The sequence below is a fragment of the Streptomyces sp. NPDC007929 genome, from assembly GCF_042959065.1.
GTDB lineage: Bacteria > Actinomycetota > Actinomycetes > Streptomycetales > Streptomycetaceae > Streptomyces.
Map to the genome: position 1 here is coordinate 730,552 of NZ_JBIBKD010000001.1, position 17,433 is coordinate 747,984.

The 17,433-nt window shown below is 74.0% G+C and carries 13 protein-coding genes; 3 read left to right on the plus strand and 10 right to left on the minus strand.

All coding sequences use genetic code 11. The annotated features are described in order from the left end of the window. Positions 1 to 4: 4 nt before the first annotated feature. Both ACFZDE_RS03335 and ACFZDE_RS03340 read right to left on the minus strand, forming a co-directional pair. Positions 5 to 430, minus strand: a complete 426-nt coding sequence (locus ACFZDE_RS03335; RefSeq protein WP_390990527.1) for an SsgA family sporulation/cell division regulator — start codon at positions 428 to 430, stop codon at positions 5 to 7. A gap of 62 nt (positions 431 to 492) precedes the next feature. Beyond that, on the minus strand, positions 493 to 1,530 hold the full coding sequence (locus ACFZDE_RS03340; RefSeq protein WP_391196951.1) for a hypothetical protein: 1,038 nt from the start codon (positions 1,528 to 1,530) through the stop codon (positions 493 to 495). A 150-nt stretch (positions 1,531 to 1,680) separates the two neighbouring features. On the opposite strand from ACFZDE_RS03340, the gene ACFZDE_RS03345 reads away from it, so the two are divergent. Beyond that, positions 1,681 to 2,376: a hypothetical protein gene (locus ACFZDE_RS03345; RefSeq protein WP_391196952.1), complete on the plus strand. Its 696-nt coding sequence runs from the start codon at positions 1,681 to 1,683 to the stop codon at positions 2,374 to 2,376. Here the strand turns inward: ACFZDE_RS03345 and ACFZDE_RS03350 are convergent. After that, a complete protein-coding gene (locus ACFZDE_RS03350) occupies positions 2,273 to 3,244 on the minus strand; it encodes a TIGR03557 family F420-dependent LLM class oxidoreductase (protein WP_391196954.1) in 972 nt (323 codons plus the stop codon). The genes ACFZDE_RS03345 and ACFZDE_RS03350 overlap by 104 nt on opposite strands. Positions 3,245 to 3,316: 72 nt before the next feature. Between ACFZDE_RS03350 and ACFZDE_RS03355 the strand changes: the two genes are divergently transcribed. After that, the gene (locus ACFZDE_RS03355) at positions 3,317 to 4,768 is read left to right on the plus strand and encodes a serine hydrolase (RefSeq protein ID WP_391196956.1); all 1,452 of its coding nucleotides are present in this window, start codon (positions 3,317 to 3,319) and stop codon (positions 4,766 to 4,768) included. Here ACFZDE_RS03355 and ACFZDE_RS03360 read toward each other — a convergent pair. The 6 genes from ACFZDE_RS03360 to ACFZDE_RS03385 all read right to left on the minus strand — a co-directional run bounded on the left by ACFZDE_RS03360 (position 4,760) and on the right by ACFZDE_RS03385 (position 12,532). Beyond that, positions 4,760 to 6,421 carry a protein kinase gene (locus ACFZDE_RS03360; protein ID WP_391196958.1) on the minus strand — a complete coding sequence of 554 codons (1,662 nt, stop codon included), beginning with the start codon at positions 6,419 to 6,421 and terminating at the stop codon, positions 4,760 to 4,762. The two genes, ACFZDE_RS03355 and ACFZDE_RS03360, sit on opposite strands and share 9 nt — an antisense overlap. 343 nt (positions 6,422 to 6,764) lie before the next feature. After that, positions 6,765 to 7,724 (minus strand): pyridoxal-phosphate dependent enzyme, encoded by a 960-nt coding sequence (locus tag ACFZDE_RS03365; protein WP_390990511.1) that lies wholly within the window; start codon positions 7,722 to 7,724, stop codon positions 6,765 to 6,767. Between the two features lie 190 nt (positions 7,725 to 7,914). Then, positions 7,915 to 8,985 carry a polyprenyl synthetase family protein gene (locus ACFZDE_RS03370; protein ID WP_391196960.1) on the minus strand — a complete coding sequence of 357 codons (1,071 nt, stop codon included), beginning with the start codon at positions 8,983 to 8,985 and terminating at the stop codon, positions 7,915 to 7,917. Between the two features lie 236 nt (positions 8,986 to 9,221). Continuing rightward, positions 9,222 to 10,280, minus strand: a complete 1,059-nt coding sequence (locus ACFZDE_RS03375) for a tetratricopeptide repeat protein (RefSeq protein ID WP_391196962.1) — start codon at positions 10,278 to 10,280, stop codon at positions 9,222 to 9,224. 183 nt (positions 10,281 to 10,463) lie between these two features. Beyond that, positions 10,464 to 11,135, minus strand: a complete 672-nt coding sequence (locus ACFZDE_RS03380; RefSeq protein WP_390990503.1) for an AIM24 family protein — start codon at positions 11,133 to 11,135, stop codon at positions 10,464 to 10,466. 80 nt (positions 11,136 to 11,215) lie between these two features. After that, positions 11,216 to 12,532, minus strand: coding sequence for a CAP domain-containing protein (locus tag ACFZDE_RS03385; RefSeq protein ID WP_391196963.1), 1,317 nt, complete (start codon positions 12,530 to 12,532; stop codon positions 11,216 to 11,218). A 652-nt stretch (positions 12,533 to 13,184) separates the two neighbouring features. Here ACFZDE_RS03385 and ACFZDE_RS03390 point away from each other — a divergent pair. After that, on the plus strand, positions 13,185 to 14,471 hold the full coding sequence (locus ACFZDE_RS03390) for a GDSL-type esterase/lipase family protein (protein ID WP_391196965.1): 1,287 nt from the start codon (positions 13,185 to 13,187) through the stop codon (positions 14,469 to 14,471). Here ACFZDE_RS03390 and ACFZDE_RS03395 read toward each other — a convergent pair. After that, complete coding sequence (locus tag ACFZDE_RS03395) at positions 14,426 to 17,362, minus strand: AAA family ATPase (RefSeq protein WP_391196968.1); 2,937 nt, start codon at positions 17,360 to 17,362, stop codon at positions 14,426 to 14,428. The two genes, ACFZDE_RS03390 and ACFZDE_RS03395, sit on opposite strands and share 46 nt — an antisense overlap. Positions 17,363 to 17,433: the final 71 nt, after the last annotated feature.

Consider the following 17,433-nt stretch of genomic DNA (forward strand, 5'->3'; position numbering starts at 1 on the left):
GGGGTCAGCCGCCGGCGAGCACGCCCGCCAGGAAGTCGTCGACATGGACCTGCTCGCGGCCAGGCGGCACCACCTCGTAGGTCTCGCGCAGGAACGCCGCGAACCCCGGAGCCCAGGCGAACACCACCGCGTGGTGGCGGCCACCGTCGGGACGGGCGTCGCCGAGGAACTCCAGGCGCAGCTCCTGCCACATCCCCCGCGCCTGCGGACGCATCCGCACATCGCCCACCCCGACCGGACGCCGCAGCCCGTCGGCGAGCATCTCCCGGTCCAGCTGCCACCGGGCGAGCACGCGGCCGTCATGGCTGAAGACCACGGTGACGGCGAACGGGTCCGCCGCGTCGTAGCTCAGGTGGGCGAGCACGGAGAAGCGGTCCGTGTCGCCCGCCTGGAGCTGCACCACCAGGGTCTTGTGGACGAACGAGTTCACGAGAGGGCCTCCGGGAAGAACCGATGTAGAGCCCTCTAGTACCCCCGATTTCGTCGAAATGCTCAGCCGACCGGGTGATTCCCGCGCGCACCGCGCAGCGACTCGATGCACACCGCGACGGCCCGCTGCAGATCCTCCAGACGCTGCACCATGTCGTCCTCGTAGAACTCCCCGGCGTCGTCGAAGGTCAGCTCCTCGAACACCTTGGTCGCCTTCTGCAGGCTGCTGTAGAACTTCGTGCGCCGCTCCTGCACCCGCAGTCCCGGATCGGCCTCCACGACCTCGACGACGAGGGACTTCATCGTGTCGTACGCCTCTGCGGCCCACTCACCGGCGTCCTCGCCCTCGTCGAGCTCGTCGAGGAGCGACAGGTGCCGCTCGGCCTCCTGGCGCAGATCGGCGGGCGCGTCGACGGTCTGTCCGGCGGGCGTCTTGATCTGCCCCGACTCGGCGATCTGGCGCACGTACCCGATCCGGTCGGCCGCCCGGCTCTCCCCGGCGACGGCCTTCTTCAGCTCGTCGGTGCGCACCACGTCACGGGCCAGTTCCGACTGCAGGTCCACATCCTCGCGGACCCGGTCCAGCAGGGCCTGGCGGGCCGCGCGGGCGGTGGAGGGGTCGGCGAGGATCGCGGCGCGCAGCGCGGTGGGGTTCTCCGCCACCTCCAGCGCCTTGGTGGGCCGGATGCCCTCCGCCTCGGCGGCCTCGGAGATGGCGGTGCCGCGCTCGGACGTGGCGCTGTTGCGGGAGACGTAGTAGCTCAGCCACACGTCGGCGTCCGGCAGCTCCAGCTCCTGACCGGGCGTCAGCGCCTCGAAGTGCGGAACCATGCCGTCGTCCGCGGCCCGGTCCCACGCCTTGTAGTAGCGCATGACCCGCTCCGGGGAGCAGTCGGCGAGTTCCGCGAACTCCTTCGCGGACACCTTCGGCGTCTCGTCCGCGCCCTGGCCGCCGGGCCGCACACTGCGCGCCACCTTCAGCCCGAAGGCCCACCCTCCGGTCCGGGCGTACGCCCCGAACTCCCGCGCGTCCCGCACGATGAGGTCGGAGAGGGGCGCGGGGACGACAGGGGTCTCGGGCGGGGTGATGGCAACGGTCACGGACGACTCTCCTGAGGCGGGGCAGATCGGACTGCACGAGGTGCGCACGGAAGCCTAGCGGCACCTGCTGACCTCGCTGTTCACGCTCAGGCGGCGGCCCGTCCGAAAATCGTTGTCCCCGCCGGTCGCGCGTGCGCGACGATGCCCGGCATGGTGCGACAGGAGAAGGACTTCACGCTGCGCCGCTGTACGGAGTGCCGCGGTCACGCGTACGGCGGTGCCCCCGGCTGCGCCGTCTGCCGTGACCTCGTGGACGGCATCGTCGAGGGGGAGTGGAGCGCCTTCCTGCGGCAGTGGGACACCCACGGGGGCGGCGACCAGGAGCGGGCGCTCGCCGAGATGGTCGCGGCCGAACCGCACCGGCACGACTGGCGGATCGTGGACGCGGCCCTCGACCGGCTCGTGTGCCCCGACTGCGGTGACCGGCTCACCCGCGGCCCGGCCGGCTGCCCGGCCTGCGATCTGGCGCACGGCTTCCGCTACGCCGCGATCGAGACGGACCGTCCGGGCGTCCCGCCCGGCAACGAACACGCGATCCGGGTCAACGTCTCGGTGGTGCGCAGGCCGCAGGTCACCTCGGAGAGCGAAGTGCTCGTCCGGCGGCTGATGCTGCCCTTGCTGCTCGCTGGCTTCCTGCCCACGACGGAGCAGGCCCAGCGGGTGAGCGCGCTCATGAGGAAGAGCCCCCCTGGGCGGAGGGCTCAGTCGGTGGAACGGGCCGTGGAGACGCTGGCCGAGGACTTCAGCCGAACGCGTCGCGCAGCGCGGGCAGGAGGGTCTTCTCCGACCAGTCCAGATACGCCGGCTGCGACTCGCCGCCGATCTGGACGAGGGCGATCTCGGTGAAACCGGCCTCGGCGTACGGGCGTACGGCCTCGACGAAGGCGTCCGGGTCGGCACCGCACGGGATCGCTTCGGCGACGTCGTCCTTCCTGACGAACTGGGTGGCCGCGTCGAAGGAATCGGGGTGCGGCAGCTCCGAGTTGACCTTCCAGCCGCTGCCGAACCAGCGGAACTGCGAGTGCGCCCGCTCGACGGCCGCGTCCCGGTCGGGGTCGTAGCAGACCGGCAGCTGACCGACGCGGGGCTTGCCCCGGCCGCCGTGCCGGTCGAAGGCCTCCAGGAGCCCGGCCTTGGGCTCGGTGGCGATCACCAGGTCGCCGAGGCGGCCCGCGAGTTCGCACGACCGCTCCCCGGAGACCGCGATGCCGATGGGCGGCGCCTCGTCCGGCAGGTCCCACAGCTTGGCCGACTCCACGTCGAAGTGCGTGCCGCGATGGTTGACGTGACCGCCCTCGAAGAGGGCGCGGATGATCTCCACGGCCTCCTCGAACATCTCGTGCCGCACATCGACGGACGGCCAGCCGCCGCCCACCACGTGCTCGTTGAGGTTCTCGCCCGAGCCCAGCCCCAGCCGGAACCGGCCCTCGGAGAGCAACTGCAGCGTCGCCGCCTTCTGCGCCACCACCGCCGGGTGGTAGCGGAACGTCGGGCACGTCACGTACGTCATCAGCGGGATACGCGACGTGGCCTGGGCGGCCGCGCCGAGCACCGCCCAGGCGTACGGCGAATGACCCTGCGAGCGCAGCCACGGGAAGTAGTGGTCGGAGGTCACCGAGAAGTCGAAGCCCGCCTCCTCGGCCCGCACCACATGGTCGACGAGCTCTCGGGGGCCGGCCTGTTCGGTCATCATCGTGTATCCGATTTGCACCATAACCGGCGAGTCCCCTGACAGCGGACCCGGAAACGACTCGATCAAGGCCGACGACGGGTGCAGGATGCATTCATGAGTGCTTCTCCCCTGCCGGCTTCCGATCCGGCCGCACAAGGTGTCGACGCCTCCGGCGTCCACGCCTTCCTCGACGCCCTCGAAGCCGCCCCCGAGATCGAGCCGCACAGCCTGATGATCATGCGTCACGGGCACCTGGTGGCTTCCGGGTGGTGGGCGCCGTACACCCCCGAACGCCTGCACCTGCTGTACTCGCTCAGCAAGAGTTTCACCGGGACCGCCGCGGCGCTGGCCGAGGCCGAGGGACTGCTGGACTTCGACGCACCGGTGATCTCGTACTTCCCGGAGTTCGAGGCCGGCATCACCGACCCGCGCAGCCGGGCCATGCTCGTCCGGCACGTGGCGTCCATGGCCAGCGGCCACCTGCGGGACACCGTCGACGAGGCCTTCGGGCAGGACCCCGCCGAGCCCGTGCGGGGGTTCCTGCGGCTGCCGCCCGACGACGACCCGGGCACGGTGTTCGCCTACAACCAGCCCGCCACCTACACGCTCGGCGCGATCGTCCAGCGGGTCACCGGGCAGTCGCTCAGCGACTACCTGCGGCCCCGGCTGCTGGATCCGCTGGGCATCGGCGAAGTGGCCTGGCGCCACGACCGTGCGGGCCGCGAGCTCGGCTTCAGCGGCCTGCACGCCACCACCGACGCCGTCGCCCGGCTCGGCCTGCTGTATCTGTGCGACGGGCGGTGGGAGGGCAGGCGGCTGCTGCCCCAGGGATGGGCGGCCCGGGCCTCGCGGCCCCACATACCGACAGCGGGGACCATGGGCGACACCGACCGGCAGGACTGGGACCGGGGTTACGGCTATCAGTTCTGGACGTCCCGGCACGGCTACCGGGGGGACGGCGCCTTCGGCCAGTTCTGCCTGGTGCTGCCGGAGCACGACGTGGTGATCGCGGCGACCTCGGCGACCGAGCGGATGCAGGAGTACCTGACCCTGGTCTGGGAGCACCTCCTGCCCGCCTTCGGGCCCGAGCCGCTGACCGGCCGCGAGGCCGCCGACGCGAAGTTGCGGGAGCGCCTCGGCCGGCTCGCGCTGCCGCCCGCCCCGGGCCGTCCGGCACCCCCGGAGCGGGAGCGCGACTGGACCGCCGCCGCGTTCACGTCCGCCGACCTGACCGGGCCGGTCCGGTCTGCCGAGTTCACCCGGGACGCGGACGGCTGGACCCTCACCCTCACCGGGGAGGAGGACCGGCCGGACCGCCCGGACCGGCTCGCCCTGCGCCTGACCGGGGAGGGCTGGACGGTCGCCGAGGAACCCGTCCCGACCGCGGTGAGCGGCGGCTGGACCGACGCCGGCACGCTCGCGGTGGAGGTGGTGTTCCTGGAGACCCCGCACCGCCTGGCCCTGACCTGCTCCCTGGCGGACCGCACCCTCACCGCGCACTGGCGCACCCGGCCGCTGCACGGAGGCCGGCTCACCACCCTGGGCGCCCCGCGCGGCTCAGACTGAGCCCGGCCGGAAGGTCGTGAAGAACGTGCGCAGCGCCTCCTGGTTGGCGGCGTCCTCCCACTCGGCGTCCGGGGTCGTCCAGCGCAGCGAGAAACTGCGGCCCTCACCGAGCAGGAAGCCCCGGCCCAGGGTGTGCACCCGGGTGCCGTCGACGTCGGCGGTCCACTCCATGTCGGCGGCCTTGCGGCCCTGGTACGTCGTCGCCCGGATCGCGCCGATCCGGTCGTAGCCGTCCGTCCGCTTGAGGTTGGGCTCGACATCGTCCCGCCACACGGCCACGGGGTCCGGCCCGGCCTGCTCGCTGTAGGTGACGGCCAGCGTGCGGTCGTCCTCCTTCGCGCCGAAGGTCACCCGGTACGCCTCGCCGTCACGCGCGGTGTCCAGCCGCTCGAAGCCCTCGGGCAGTGCGACCGAGAAGCCCTCCGCCGCCCGGTAGCGCTGGAAGCCGGGCGGCAGGGCCGTGGCGGCGGGGGCGGACGGTGTGGGGGTGGGAGTCGGGGACGCGGTCGACGGCGTGGGGCTGGGGGAGGGGGAGGGGGACTCGGGCCGGCTGGGCGAACCGGACGGAGCGGGGCTGTCGACGCCCGTGCCCCCGCCCGGCGTGGCGGCCGACACCGGCGGCCGGACCGGGGACTCGGCCGCGTCGCTGCCACTGCCGCTGTCCGTGCCGGGCAGCCCCTGCGTCGCGGCGAGCACGGCCACCGCGACGGTGACGACCGCCAGGGCCGTCCCCGCCACCATGGTCCGTCTACTCCACGCCGGGCTCCCCGGGCGCATCGCGGCGTACGCGCCGCGCAGCCGCGGAGCCGGAGTCGAGGCCAGTGCCGCCTCGGCGTCCTCGCTCAGGGCCCGGGTCAGCGCCTCCCGCACCACCTGGCGGGTCAGCCGCTCCCGTGAGTCCTTGCGGAGCAGCCCCTGCACGGCCTGAGTGAGCGGCCCGGCGCGCACCGGCGTACGCAGCGGCAGCCGGTCCACGCCCTTCAGGGTGTTCTCCGGACGCCCCCGGTCCCGGAACGGCGGGCGCCCCTCGACCATCGTGTACAGGATCGAGCCCAGCGCCCACAGGTCGGCTGCGGGCCCGATGCGCTCGTCGCGGGCCTGCTCCGGGGAGGCGTACGAGGGTGCCGTCAGCCGGGGCGCGAACGTCGCGCCGGCCAGGCCGAAGCCGGTGACGACGACCGAGTGGTCCTCGCGCACGAACACCTGGCCGGGGCTGAGCTCGCCGTGCGTGATGCCCTCGGCGTGCGCGGCGTCCAGCACGTCGAGCAGCTCCAGACCGATCCGCGCCGCCCGCACGTAGTTGAACGTGCCCTGCTCCGAGAGGAGTTCACCGAGCGGGGTGCCGTCGATCCACTCGTTCACGGTCCACAGGGCACCGGCCTCCTCGACGGCGTCGACGACCGTGGCGATCCGGCCCGGGCACAGCAGTGCCATGTTCTCGGTGGTGCGCAGCAGGCGGGCGGAGGCCCGGCGTTCGGCCCCGCCCGGGTCCTCCGGCAGCCCCACCTGGGTCACCAGGCACGGGCGGGAGATCTCACCGCCCCCGGTGTCCTCGGCGTACCAGCAGATGCGGTTGGTCTCGCGCTGGATGATCTCGAGCAGCCGGTACCGGCCGGCGACCAACTGGTGTGTGGAGACGTGCGCCCTGCCCATGGCCATCCCTCGCTGGAAACCTGGCTCTGACCTTTTCCAGAGGTACGGGGGATGCCGCACTCCGCGTTCAAACGGATCGCAACTCCGTGTTCATTGCTGTCTTTTGTTCAAGACAGGGGAGCAAGTGTGCGAGAAAAAACGGTCTTTCAACGCCTCGGGGTGCGGCTCACCTCGGCCGCCAGGGCGGCGGCGGGCCCGGGAAAACCTCCCGCCGCCGCTCACGGATTCGTGAATTCCCGCCCGGCCTGGTGGTAACCGTTGGTCAATAACGGACGCGTCCGACGTCTGAACTCGAAGCCCTCCGATGAATTCCGCGCGGGAATCCCCGGGCGTCGCCGGAACGTCAGCGCAGACCGAAGCGACGCGACCAGCCGAACAGATCACCGGTCGTCGCGTTGCCCCCGCACACCACCAGGCCGATCCTGGCCCCCTCGCCGACCCGCTCCAGGACCTGCCGGGCGGCGGGCAGCAGGCAGCCGGCAGCCGGTTCCGCCCACACCTTGGCGTGGTCCGCCAGATCCAGCGAGCCCTGCACGGCCTCCCGGTCCGGAACCACCAGAACCTCGGTGACCAGGGCGGAGACATGGTCGTAGGTCAGCTGCGACACGGACGGCGCGCTGAGGGTCGAGACGATCGACGACAGGGCGACCGGCAGCGGCCCCCCTGCCCCCAGTGCCTCGGACATGGCCTGCGCGCCCTCGGTCTCCACGCCCCACACCCGCACCCCGGGGCGCCGGGCACGCAGCGCGGCGGCGACACCGGCGATCAGGCCGCCGCCCCCGATGCTCACCAGCACGTCCGTGAGCTCACCGGCGTCGGCGGCGAACTCCAGGCCGACCGTGCCCTGTCCGGCGATCACATCCGGGTCGTCGAAGGGGTGGACCAGGGTCAGCCCCTCCTGCTGGAGCCGCGTCATGAGGGCGAACGCGCCGTCCATGTCATCGGTCAGCCGCACCGACGCCCCGGCCGCCTCCGCGATCTCAACGGCACGGGCGGGCGCCGAGCGCGGCATCACCACCGTGGCCTTCACATCCAGAGCCTCGGCCATGACCGCGAGGGCGATCCCGTGGTTGCCGCCGCTGACCGCCACCACGCCCGCGGCCCGTTCCGCCTCGGTCAGCGACAACAGCTTCGCCGTGGCACCCCGCGCCTTGAACGAACCGGTGCGCTGGAGCAGTTCGAGCTTCGCGGTGACCGGGACACCGAGCAACGCCGACAGACCGGGGCTGTCCACCGTAGGGGTGCGCACCACGTGCCCGGCGATCCGCCCCGCCGCGGCCTCGATCTCCGAGATGCCGATCATGACAGCCATCCTTCCGGCGCGGGATCGTGAAACGCGCCGTGTCGAACCCTGACGCGCGCGGGCGCCGAGGTCAACGCGGCGGGGCTGGTGGCGGGGGCGGAGCGGTGCGACGAACGAGGGTCGTGCTCGGGTCGAGGCGTGGTGAACCCTCCGCACGGGCCGCCCGGGTGGGCGGCCGGTCGGGGTCGCCTCAGACGTCGCGCCGCACCAGGTAGGCCAGCAGCGACCGCGTCGCGCGGACGGCCCCGGGGGCCAGTGGCGCGCCGGCCAGGACCGTCTCGACGGCGGTGATGTGCCGCCGGGCCTCCGCCAGGGCCGCGGCTCGGCCGCCCGCCTCCTCGATCAGGGCCGCCGCCGTCTCCGGCGCGTCGCCCGACTCCAGGAGGCCGGCGATCCGGTCGCCCGCCGGGGAGCCGAGCGCCACCAGCACCGGGAAGGTCTTCTTCCCCTCGCGCAGATCGCCGTGGACCGGCTTGCCGGTGACGCGGGGATCACCCCAGATGCCCAGCACGTCGTCGACGATCTGGAACGCGACCCCGAGATGCCGTCCCGCCCGGTCCAGCGCGGCGACCGTCTCGGGCTCCGCACCGGTGAGCACGGCACCCAGGGCGGCCGCGCAGCCCAGCAGCGCGCCCGTCTTGTGCTCGGCCATCGCCCGGTACTCGTCGGGCCGCACCCGCTCCGGCCCGGTCCACGGACGGCCGGCGAACAGCAGGTCGTCGGCCTGCCCGCGCACCAGGTCCCCCAGCGCGACGGACAGGGTCCGCACCGCGTGGGCGCCGCCCCGTTCCGCGGCCAGCGTCTCGACGGCCAGGGCGAACAGGGCGTCGCCCGCGAGGACCGCGGGCCCCGTGCCGTAGGCCTTCCACACGGTCGGACGGCCTCGCCGGTCCCCGTCGCCGTCCATGATGTCGTCGTGCAGCAGGGAGAAGGTGTGCACCAGTTCCACCGCGACGGCCGCGGCCACCCCGGCCCGCTCCGGCGCACCGGCCGCCTCGGCCCCGAGCACCGCGAGCGCCTGCCGTACGCCCTTGCCGCCGGAGGCGACGGCCGGCGCACCATCGACCTCGCACCAGCCGAAGGAGTAGGCGGCCATCTCACCGACCCAGGGGTGCAGCCGCCCGACAGCCTCCTCCAGAGCGGGCCGGACCAGGGCGCGGCAGCGCGTGAGGATGTGGGGGACGTCATCGGCAGCGCGCGCCGGGGTGTCGGCGGGGTGGGGGCCGGTCGGGAGCGCGCCGGGCGGGAGGGATCCGCTCATGGGGGTGTCGGCCGGGAGAGGGCCGGTCGTGAGTTCCGACGGCTCATCCGGCCGTGCCGGCCGAGCCGTGCGGGGAACCTCGTGCGCCGCGCCCCGCGGCGTCGAACGCACCTCGGCGGAACCATCGTGCCCCGCCCCCTGCCGCGCGACCCGTGCCGTGGCCGGTGTCTCGTGCGCCGTGTCCTGCCGCCCCGTCCGGTCGGTCACCGGGGGCGATGTCGTCGTGGGCGGCGCCGTCACCGTGCCGCCTCCGTCGCCGCCTGCCCGGCGGCCGGTATGCCGAGTTCCTCGTGGGCCCGGGCCACCATCCGGCGGGCGTGCTGGAGACCGATGCGCTCCAGCAGCACGGCGAGGTCGGCCAGTTCGGCCGCGGTCTCGGCTCGGTCGCGGCCCAGGCGGGCCAGGGACTTGGCGAGTCCCAGGCGCGACAGGCCCTCCCCGCGCGGCTCGCTCATCTCGCGGAACTCCGCGAGCGCCCGCTCGTACATCTCCCGTGCCTCGGCGTAACGCCCCGCCCGGTACAGGACGTTGCCGCGCATCTTGTGGTTGTAGGCCAGCGCGCTGGACAGCCCCATCGCGCGGCACGCCGTCTCCGCCTCGCTCAGCAGCTCCAGGGCCCGCTCGGTGTCGCCGTCGCGCACCGACACCACATCGGCCAGCCCGCGCAACGCCCAGGCGTGACCGCGCCGGTCGTCGGCCCGGGCGGCGATCTCGGCGGCCTCCTCGAACAGCGCGTACGCCGTGTCGTAGCGCCCGGTGTTGCGGTGCATCTGGGCGATGCCCTCCAGTGCCCACACCGTGTGCCGCGCCTCCCCGCGCCGCCGGGCCTCGGCGAGCAACTGCTCGTGCAGCCGGCCGACGGCCTCGTAGTCGCCCTGGATGCGGCCGGTCTCGGCCAGGCCGGCCAGCGAGTAGCCGCGGACCACGATGTCCCCGCCGCGCTCGCCGAGGTCGGCGGCCAGCTGGAGCAGTCTGCGGGCCAGCCGGAGCGCGCCGCGCTGGCGGGCCAGGGTGCCACCGCTCCACAGCGCCCAGGCCATCGCCCCGACGTCCCCGGCCTGCCGGGCCGCTCGGTAGCTCGCCTTCCAGGCCCGGTCCGCGTCCTCGACCCGGCCCAGCCGGCGCTGCGCCTCGGCCACCGCGAGTCCGGAACGCGCCGCCTCCCCGGGCTGTCCGGCACGCTCGGCCGCTCTCAACTGCTCCGTACCGGCGGCCAGGACGTCGGTCAGGGAGGAGTTGACGGACAGAGTGGTGAGCGCGCCCTGGTACTCCGGGGCGAATGCCTTGCCGTACATCGATGCCTTTCGGTCCGTATGCGCACCGTCTATACATGCTGCGTATACATGGTGTGCATAGAGGGGTGAAAACCTGCCCTGGCCACAAGGGCCAGGGCAGCACCTGTTGCCGATCAAGACGTCGGCGGAACGGACCGGGTTGCCTGTGAGGCGCAGATCACCTGACAGGCGTTCAGTGCGGAGCTAGCCGGCCTTCTGCGGTGTCGCCTCACTCGGCCGGACGACGACGTACCCCTCGCCCTGGAGCACCAGCTGCACGGCTTCGCCGGAGCCACCGCGCAGCATCGACCCGATGGACTGGGAGCGGTGCAGGGAGGTCTGCAACCCCGCGGTCCAGCCGACGATCGCGTCGGTGTCGACGTAGACCGGCTGGTGAGGCGAGACCGGGATGACGAGGGGACTGCCCTCGCACACCAGGCCCAGCTTGCCGTGCCCCGTGAACACGCTGTTGAACAGACCTCCGCCGGTCATGCCCGCGCCCTTCACGGTCGCGATGCGGTACGACAACGTGGCATCGAAACACAGGACGTTGCGGCCGTTGACCGTGAACTCGTCGCCGGGCTCGACGTCGACGATGAAACAGTTCTGCGCCTCGTGCGCGAACCAGGCCTCACCCTGCCCGCGCACCGCCATCAGCGGCAGCCCCTCGCCGGTGACGGCGCGCTTGAGCATGCCGCCCACGCCCTGGCCCTTGCGCTCGAACTGGAGGCTGCCGCGATAGGAGATCATCGCGCCCTGCCGGGCGAGCATCTCGCCATTCACCGTGTACCGGATGCACTTGGCGTTCTCGACCGCCATGCCCGGCGCGACGGCCGGCTGCACCATGTGCTCATTGGAAAACAGATCACCCTTCATACCGGCATCCTCGCCCGGAGCGATTCCCTCCGCCAAGATCGCCTAGTTGACCGGTCGTGCGGGGCTCTGTCGTCCGGCCGTCAGCCGCCGAAGAGTTGCGTCCAGTACATGCCCGCCCGGCCGCCGCCGGCGAGGCCGACGCCGATGTGGGTGAAGCCGGGTTTGAGGATGTTGGCCCGGTGGCCGGGGCTGTTCATCCAGCCCTCCACGACGTCGGCGGGGGAGCGCTGACCGCAGGCGATGTTCTCGCCGATGGAACGCCGGGTGGACCCCGCGGCGGCGGCCCGGTCCCAGGGCTGACCGCCGTCCGGTGCGGTGTGCGCGTAGAAGGCGCGGGCCACCATGTCCGCGCTGTGCGCCTGGGCGGCCGAGGTGAGCGACGGGTCGGCGGACAGGGGCGTGAGCCCGTGCCGGGTGCGCTCCCGGTTGGTGAGCTCGACCACGGCCGCCACCGTCCCGGCCAGCCCGTCCGGACTGAAGGGCCTGGCCCACAGCGCCGCCCAGTAGGTCTCCCCGGAGGGACCGTCGTGCACCTGGGCCAGACCGGCGTGGGTGAACGCCGGGTCGTGCAGGGCGCGCCGGGGCCCGTCCGTGCGCAGGCAGTACGCGACGAACTCGGCGGCCGTGCGCGGTCCGGACACCAGGTGCTCGCCGACGGTGAGATACGCGAACCCGGAGGCGGTGACGCGCTGGTAGACGGAGACGCCGTCGCGTGTCTCGACGCCGAGCCGTCCGGACGCGGCCATGGCGGCGGCATGGGCCCGGGCCGCCGACATCAGACGGGCGTCCAGCAGGATCGGTGACGAACCGCCTGTTGCGCGGGCGGAGTTGACCAAGGGCAGGAAACCCTCGGGATCGGGGGCGGAGTCTCCCGGCAGCGGGGAGCCGCCACCCTGACCGGGGGCCGTGGGGGAGGTGTCGTCCACGACGTCGACGCCGAAGTCCCGCGCCAGGCCCGCCAGTCCGTCGGCGTACCCCTGGCCCAGGGCGCGCAGCTTCCAGTGGTCGCCGCGTCGGTAGAGCTCCGCGAGCAGCAGCACCGCCTCCGGACCGGGGTGCGCCGGGGTGAAGCGGGCGAGCGGGCGGCCCTGCGCGTCGGTGATGTGCAGTGTGGGGGAGGGCAGGTGGCCGAGGGCGGTTCCGGGCTCGGCGGGGCTCACGGCGACGGTGACCCGGGTCGCGCCGGTGCGCAGCCCCGGCGGGTCCACGGTGAGCGTGTCGCCCCGCAGGACGGCTCCCGGCGCCGCCGGCTGGTTGTAGAAGACGAAGTCGCCGTCGTCCCGGACCCGTCCGCCGTCGTCCGTCACGAGCGCGGACACATCGAACGGCCCGGGCACCCGGACCGTCACCGCACCGCCCGGCAGTGCCAGATTGCCGCCGGGAACCAACTCGCCCATCACGCCCCCTCCACGCGCGCCGGGAAGCAACTCGCCGATGCGCCCCCGCCCACCCCCACGAGCGACGCGCCTGCCCGGACAACGGCCGCCGCAGCCCGAGGGTTCCCCGCCGGACCCGGCGTCCAGGCCGCGGTTCCCCGGGACGAACCAGGACAGGAAACCCGGCACGCGAGGCCATCGACACCGGTTCCGGCCACGCCCCGGACATCGACCGGACCGAGGCCCCGAGGTCACCCTGACGACGGGCACGACGGGCACGACGGGCACGACGGGCACGACGGGCACGACGGGCACGACGGGCACGACGGGCACGACGGGCGCAACGGGCACGGCAGGCAGGCAGGCAGGACGGGCGCGACGGGCAGGCCAGGCAGGACCGGCAGGACGGGCAGGACGGGCAGGACCGGCACGACGGGCAGGACCGGCACGACGGGCAGGACTGGCAGGACTGGCAGGACCGGCAGGACTGGCAGGACGGGCAGGACCGCCACGACGGGCAGGACCGGCAGGACCGGCACGACCGGCACGACCGGCACGAACGGCGCACCCGGCCGGGCCCGCTCGCCCGGTCCCGCCCACCGCACCACTACGGTGGCTCACGCCGGGACGACCCGCCCGCACCCCGACCGACCGGCCGAAGGAGCGCCGAGCCATGTCCCGCACCGCACGTCCCCGTGCCGCCCTGGCCGCCCTCTCCTGCTGTGTGGCACTGGGCTGCGGGACCGGCACCGTGCCGCCGGGGGACCGGCCGGACCCGCCGTCCGGCGCCCCGGCGGCGGCCGGGCGCGGCGTGGTCACCTGGGCCTCCTCCGCCGGTCACATCGGCGAGGCGGCCGACGGCCGCGGCTACCGGCTGATGGTGCGCACCAGCGTCGGCGGCAGCGGCCTCAGGGTACGGCTGACGAACGCCTTCGGCGACGAGCCGGTGACGTTCACCGACGTCCACGCGGGCCTGCGACGGGACGGCGCCGCCCTCGTCCCCGGCAGCAACCGGCGCCTGACCTTCGACGGTGCCCGTACCGTCACCGTCCCCGCGGGCGGCATCGTCTACAGCGACCCGCTGCCCGGCCACGTCCCCGCCGGGCGCACCCTCGCCGTCAGCCTGTACGTCCCCCGGGCGGGCGGCACGCTCACCGGGCACTGGATGGCGATGCAGACGTCGTACACCACCGTCGGCGACCACACCGCGGAGGAGGGCCCGGCGCACTGGAAGCAGCGGACCGGCTCCTGGTTCTACCTCGACGCCGTCACCGTGCGCCCCGGCAGGGGGACGGGCGCCGTGGCCGTCCTCGGCGACTCCATCACCGACGGCTGGCAGTCCACGGTCGACCGCGATCGCCGCTGGCCCGACTACCTGGCCCGCCGGCTCGGCACCTCCGGCACCGCGGTCAAGGGCGTGGCCAACGCGGGCATCGCCGGGAACAAGGTGCTCCTCGACGGCCCCGGCCAGAGCGCCCTGAACCGTGTGCGGCGGGACGCGCTGTCCCTGCCGGGCGTGCGCACGGTCTTCCTCTTCCAGGGCGTCAACGACATCAAGGCCGAGCCCGGCGCCACGAGCGCCGGGCTGATCGCCGGGTACCGCAGGCTCGTCGACCGGGCGCACGCCACCGGAAAATGCGTCGTCGGCGCCACGATCGCCCCGTACAAGGGCTGGCAGGAATGGGACCCCGCCGGGGAGGCGGTACGGCAGCGGGTCAACGCCATCATCCGCGACGGCGACGTGTTCGACGCGGTCACCGACTTCGACCGGGTCCTGCGCAGCCCCGGCGACCCCGAGCGGATGCTCCCCGCCTTCGACGGCGGCGACCATCTGCACCCCAACGACAAGGGCATGCGGGCGATGGCCGACGCCGTCGATCTCCGGAGCCTCGACTGCGGGGAGCGGCCGGGCCGTCAGTCGGACGCCGAGGGCTCCGGGGTGATCAGGCCCTCGCGGTAGGCGATCGCCACCGCCTCGCCGCGGCTCGACGCGCCCAGCTTGGCGAGGATGTTGGAGACGTGGACGCTCGCCGTCTTGCCGCTGATGAACAACTCCTCGCCGATCTGACGGTTGCTGCGGCCGAGGGCGAGCAGCCGCAGCACGTCCTGCTCGCGCGCGGTGAGCGTGCCGGGCCGGTCGTCATCGCCCGACACGTCGAACAGCCGGCCGCGCCGTACCAGCGCCTCCACCTGCTCCCGCAGCGGCGTCGCGCCGAGCTCCTCGGCGGCCTCACGGACCGCCCGGGCCTCGGCCGCCGCCTCCTCGCGACGCCCGGCCGCCACCAGGGCCTCGGCGTAGCGCACACGGCAGCGCGCCAGCTCGTAGACGTCGCCGTAGCCGAACGCCGTCACCGCCTCCGCCCAGGCCGCCGCGTCCGGCCCCTTCGTGGCCCGGACCCACTCCGCCTCCGCCCGGGCCAGCCAGGCCTGTCCCTCCGGCCCCTGAGGCGTGCCGTTCTCGCCGTGGACGGCGACCTCCCGGGCCAGTTCCACCAGTTCGGCCGCGGTGTCGGCCCAGCGGCGGGCCCCCGGCTCGTCGCCGGTCAGCCGCAGCCCGGTGGCCGCGTCGGCCACCGCCGACAGCGCCAGGGCGGCCAGGCGGACCGTGACGCCCGGGCGGGGGACCGCCTCGTCGGCCAGGGCGGTGACCGTGGACCGCATCCACCGCACCGCCTCCTCGGGATCGCCCCGCAGCGCCGCGGCGTCGGTGAGCACGATGCCCGCCACCAGGGTGGCCATCCAGTCGAAAGGACCCTCCAGCAGGGCACGGGCCCGGTCGGCGGCGCTCAGATCGCCACGCGCCAGCGTCACGAGCAGCGCGGGACCGACCGTGTAGCCGCCGGCCGCCCGCGGCACGTCGGGGTCGTCCGCCGCCGCGCGCAGACACTCGTCCCAGCGGCCCAGCACATGCAGCACCAGCAGCCGCAGGTACCGCATCTCCAGCGGGTACGTCGAGGACAGCAGCCCGGCCTGCCGGGCCCGGTCCAGGCCCTCGGTCAGCCAGGGCACGCACTCCGCCAGCGCACCGGACTCGTAGCAGCCCATCGCCAGGTTGAACAGGGCCCGCAGCTCCACGGGCGCGTTGCCCGAACTCCGGGCCAGGTCACGGGCCTTGACCAGCCGCTCACGGCCCTCCCGGCCGCGCCGCCCCGCCCCGTCGAAAACGGCCAGGGAGATCAGCAGGTCCGCCTGGGCGTCGGTCACCCCGAGGTGCTCCGCCACCCCCAGGGCGCGGCGGGCGACCCGCAGCGCGGTCTCGTTCTCCCCGACGTGGCGTGCGGCCAGGACATGCGTGGCCGCCGCCCACACCCACGTGCGCGACGGAGGGTCCTCCGGGATCATCGCCAGCGCCTCGCTGCTGTAGGCGAACGCGGCCGTCTGGCTGTCCACGCTCAGCAGGTTCCCGGCGAGGGTGTAGCGGACCCGCGCGGCGAGTTCGGAGTCGGCGTCCTGGCCGAGTTCCGCCAGCGCGGACCGGGTGAGGGCGACCGCGCGGTGCAGCCGCCCGGCGTGCGCGGCGGCCGCCGAGGCCCGCAGCGTCAGCGTGACCCGGTCGACGCCACCGCCCGACGGCCGGCTCGCCGGGTCCACCGCAGCCCACAGGTCCAGGGCCGTTTCGAGATGCCGCTGCTCCTCGGCGGGCGCCCCGACCCGCTGGGCGTGATCGGCGGCCTCCAGGGACGCCGCCAGCCCCTCGGCGAGGTCATGGCTCTCCCGGTAGTGGTGGGCGCGCTCGGCGGCGCTCTCGGCGAGGTGTCCGCGCCCGGCGAGCAGCCGTGCGAACGCGCCGTGCAGCCGCGCCCGTTCCCCGGGGAGCAGATCGGCGTAGACGGCCTCGCGGGCGAGGGCGTGCCGGAAGGAGTATGTGTCCTCGTCCCCGGCGACGAGCAACTGCCGCCCCACCGCCTCCCGCAGCGCCGACTCCAGCTCCGGCTCCGGCAGCCCCACCGCCTCCCGCAGCAGCTCGTGCTCCACCCGGCGTCCGGCGACGGCGGCGGTCCGCAGCACCTGCTGCGCGGTCTCGGACAGCTGCTCGAAACGGATCAGCAGCACATCGGCGAGCCCGCTGGGCACCCCGCCCGACTCCGTGTCGGTCGCGGCGAGCAACTCCTCGGCGTAGAAGGCGTTCCCCTCGGCCCGCTCCACGATCCGCCGCACCGTGGCGTCCGGCAGCGGTCCGGGCTCCAGGGCGCGCACCAGCCGGTCCACGTCGGCATCGGCCAGCGGCCGCAACTCCAGCCGCTCGACCAGCGGCAGCCGTATCAGCTCGGCGAGCAGCGGCCGCAGCGGATGCCGCCGGTGCAGATCGTCCGCCCGGTACGAGGCGAACACCGCCAGCCGGTGCCGCAGCACGCCCCGGCCGAGCAGGAACCGCAGCAGGTCCCGTGAGGACTGATCCGCCCAGTGCAGGTCCTCCAGCACCAGCAGGAGCGGCGCGATCTCGGCGACCTCGGCGAGCAGCCCCGCCATCCCCTCGAAGAGCCGCAACCGCCCGTCCACGTCGCGCACGGAGCCGGATCCTGTCCCCAGCAGCCGCGCGACCACGGGACGGGCCGCGAGAGTGGCGGCGAACCGCTCGTCGGCGGCCAGCACCCCGAGGATCTCGGTGAACGGCAGATACGGCAGACCGACGTCGCCGAGATCCACGCAGTGCCCGGTGACCACGGTCATGCCCGTCGCGGCCGCCTGCCCCCCGACCTCGTCGAGCACCCGGGTCTTGCCGACGCCGGCGTCCCCGGAGATCAACACGGCCCGGGCCTCACCGCCTCGCGCACGCTCCAGTACACCGGAGAGCCGTGTGAGTTCGGCGTCCCGCCCGACGACGGGCGCGGCCGATGAAGCCTGCTGCACAGAACCAACCTTCTTGCTTGAGGGGCGCCGCGGGGAACTGCGCGATCAACCAGCCACCACCCGCAGCCGCC

Excerpts from the sequence above, each read along its gene's own strand:
- ACFZDE_RS03360 (WP_391196958.1), bottom strand. The coding sequence starts at position 6,421 with ATGGGCAGGGCGCACGTCTCCACACACCAGTTGGTCGCCGGCCGGTAC.
- ACFZDE_RS03380 (WP_390990503.1), bottom strand. The coding sequence starts at position 11,135 with ATGAAGGGTGATCTGTTTTCCAATGAGCACATGGTGCAGCCGGCCGTC.
- ACFZDE_RS03390 (WP_391196965.1), top strand. The coding sequence starts at position 13,185 with ATGTCCCGCACCGCACGTCCCCGTGCCGCCCTGGCCGCCCTCTCCTGC.
- ACFZDE_RS03355 (WP_391196956.1), top strand. The coding sequence starts at position 3,317 with ATGAGTGCTTCTCCCCTGCCGGCTTCCGATCCGGCCGCACAAGGTGTC.
- ACFZDE_RS03345 (WP_391196952.1), top strand. The coding sequence starts at position 1,681 with ATGGTGCGACAGGAGAAGGACTTCACGCTGCGCCGCTGTACGGAGTGC.
- ACFZDE_RS03370 (WP_391196960.1), bottom strand. The coding sequence starts at position 8,985 with ATGAGCGGATCCCTCCCGCCCGGCGCGCTCCCGACCGGCCCCCACCCC.
- ACFZDE_RS03365 (WP_390990511.1), bottom strand. The coding sequence starts at position 7,724 with ATGATCGGCATCTCGGAGATCGAGGCCGCGGCGGGGCGGATCGCCGGG.
- ACFZDE_RS03385 (WP_391196963.1), bottom strand. The coding sequence starts at position 12,532 with ATGGGCGAGTTGGTTCCCGGCGGCAATCTGGCACTGCCGGGCGGTGCG.
- ACFZDE_RS03350 (WP_391196954.1), bottom strand. The coding sequence starts at position 3,244 with ATGGTGCAAATCGGATACACGATGATGACCGAACAGGCCGGCCCCCGA.
- ACFZDE_RS03375 (WP_391196962.1), bottom strand. The coding sequence starts at position 10,280 with ATGTACGGCAAGGCATTCGCCCCGGAGTACCAGGGCGCGCTCACCACT.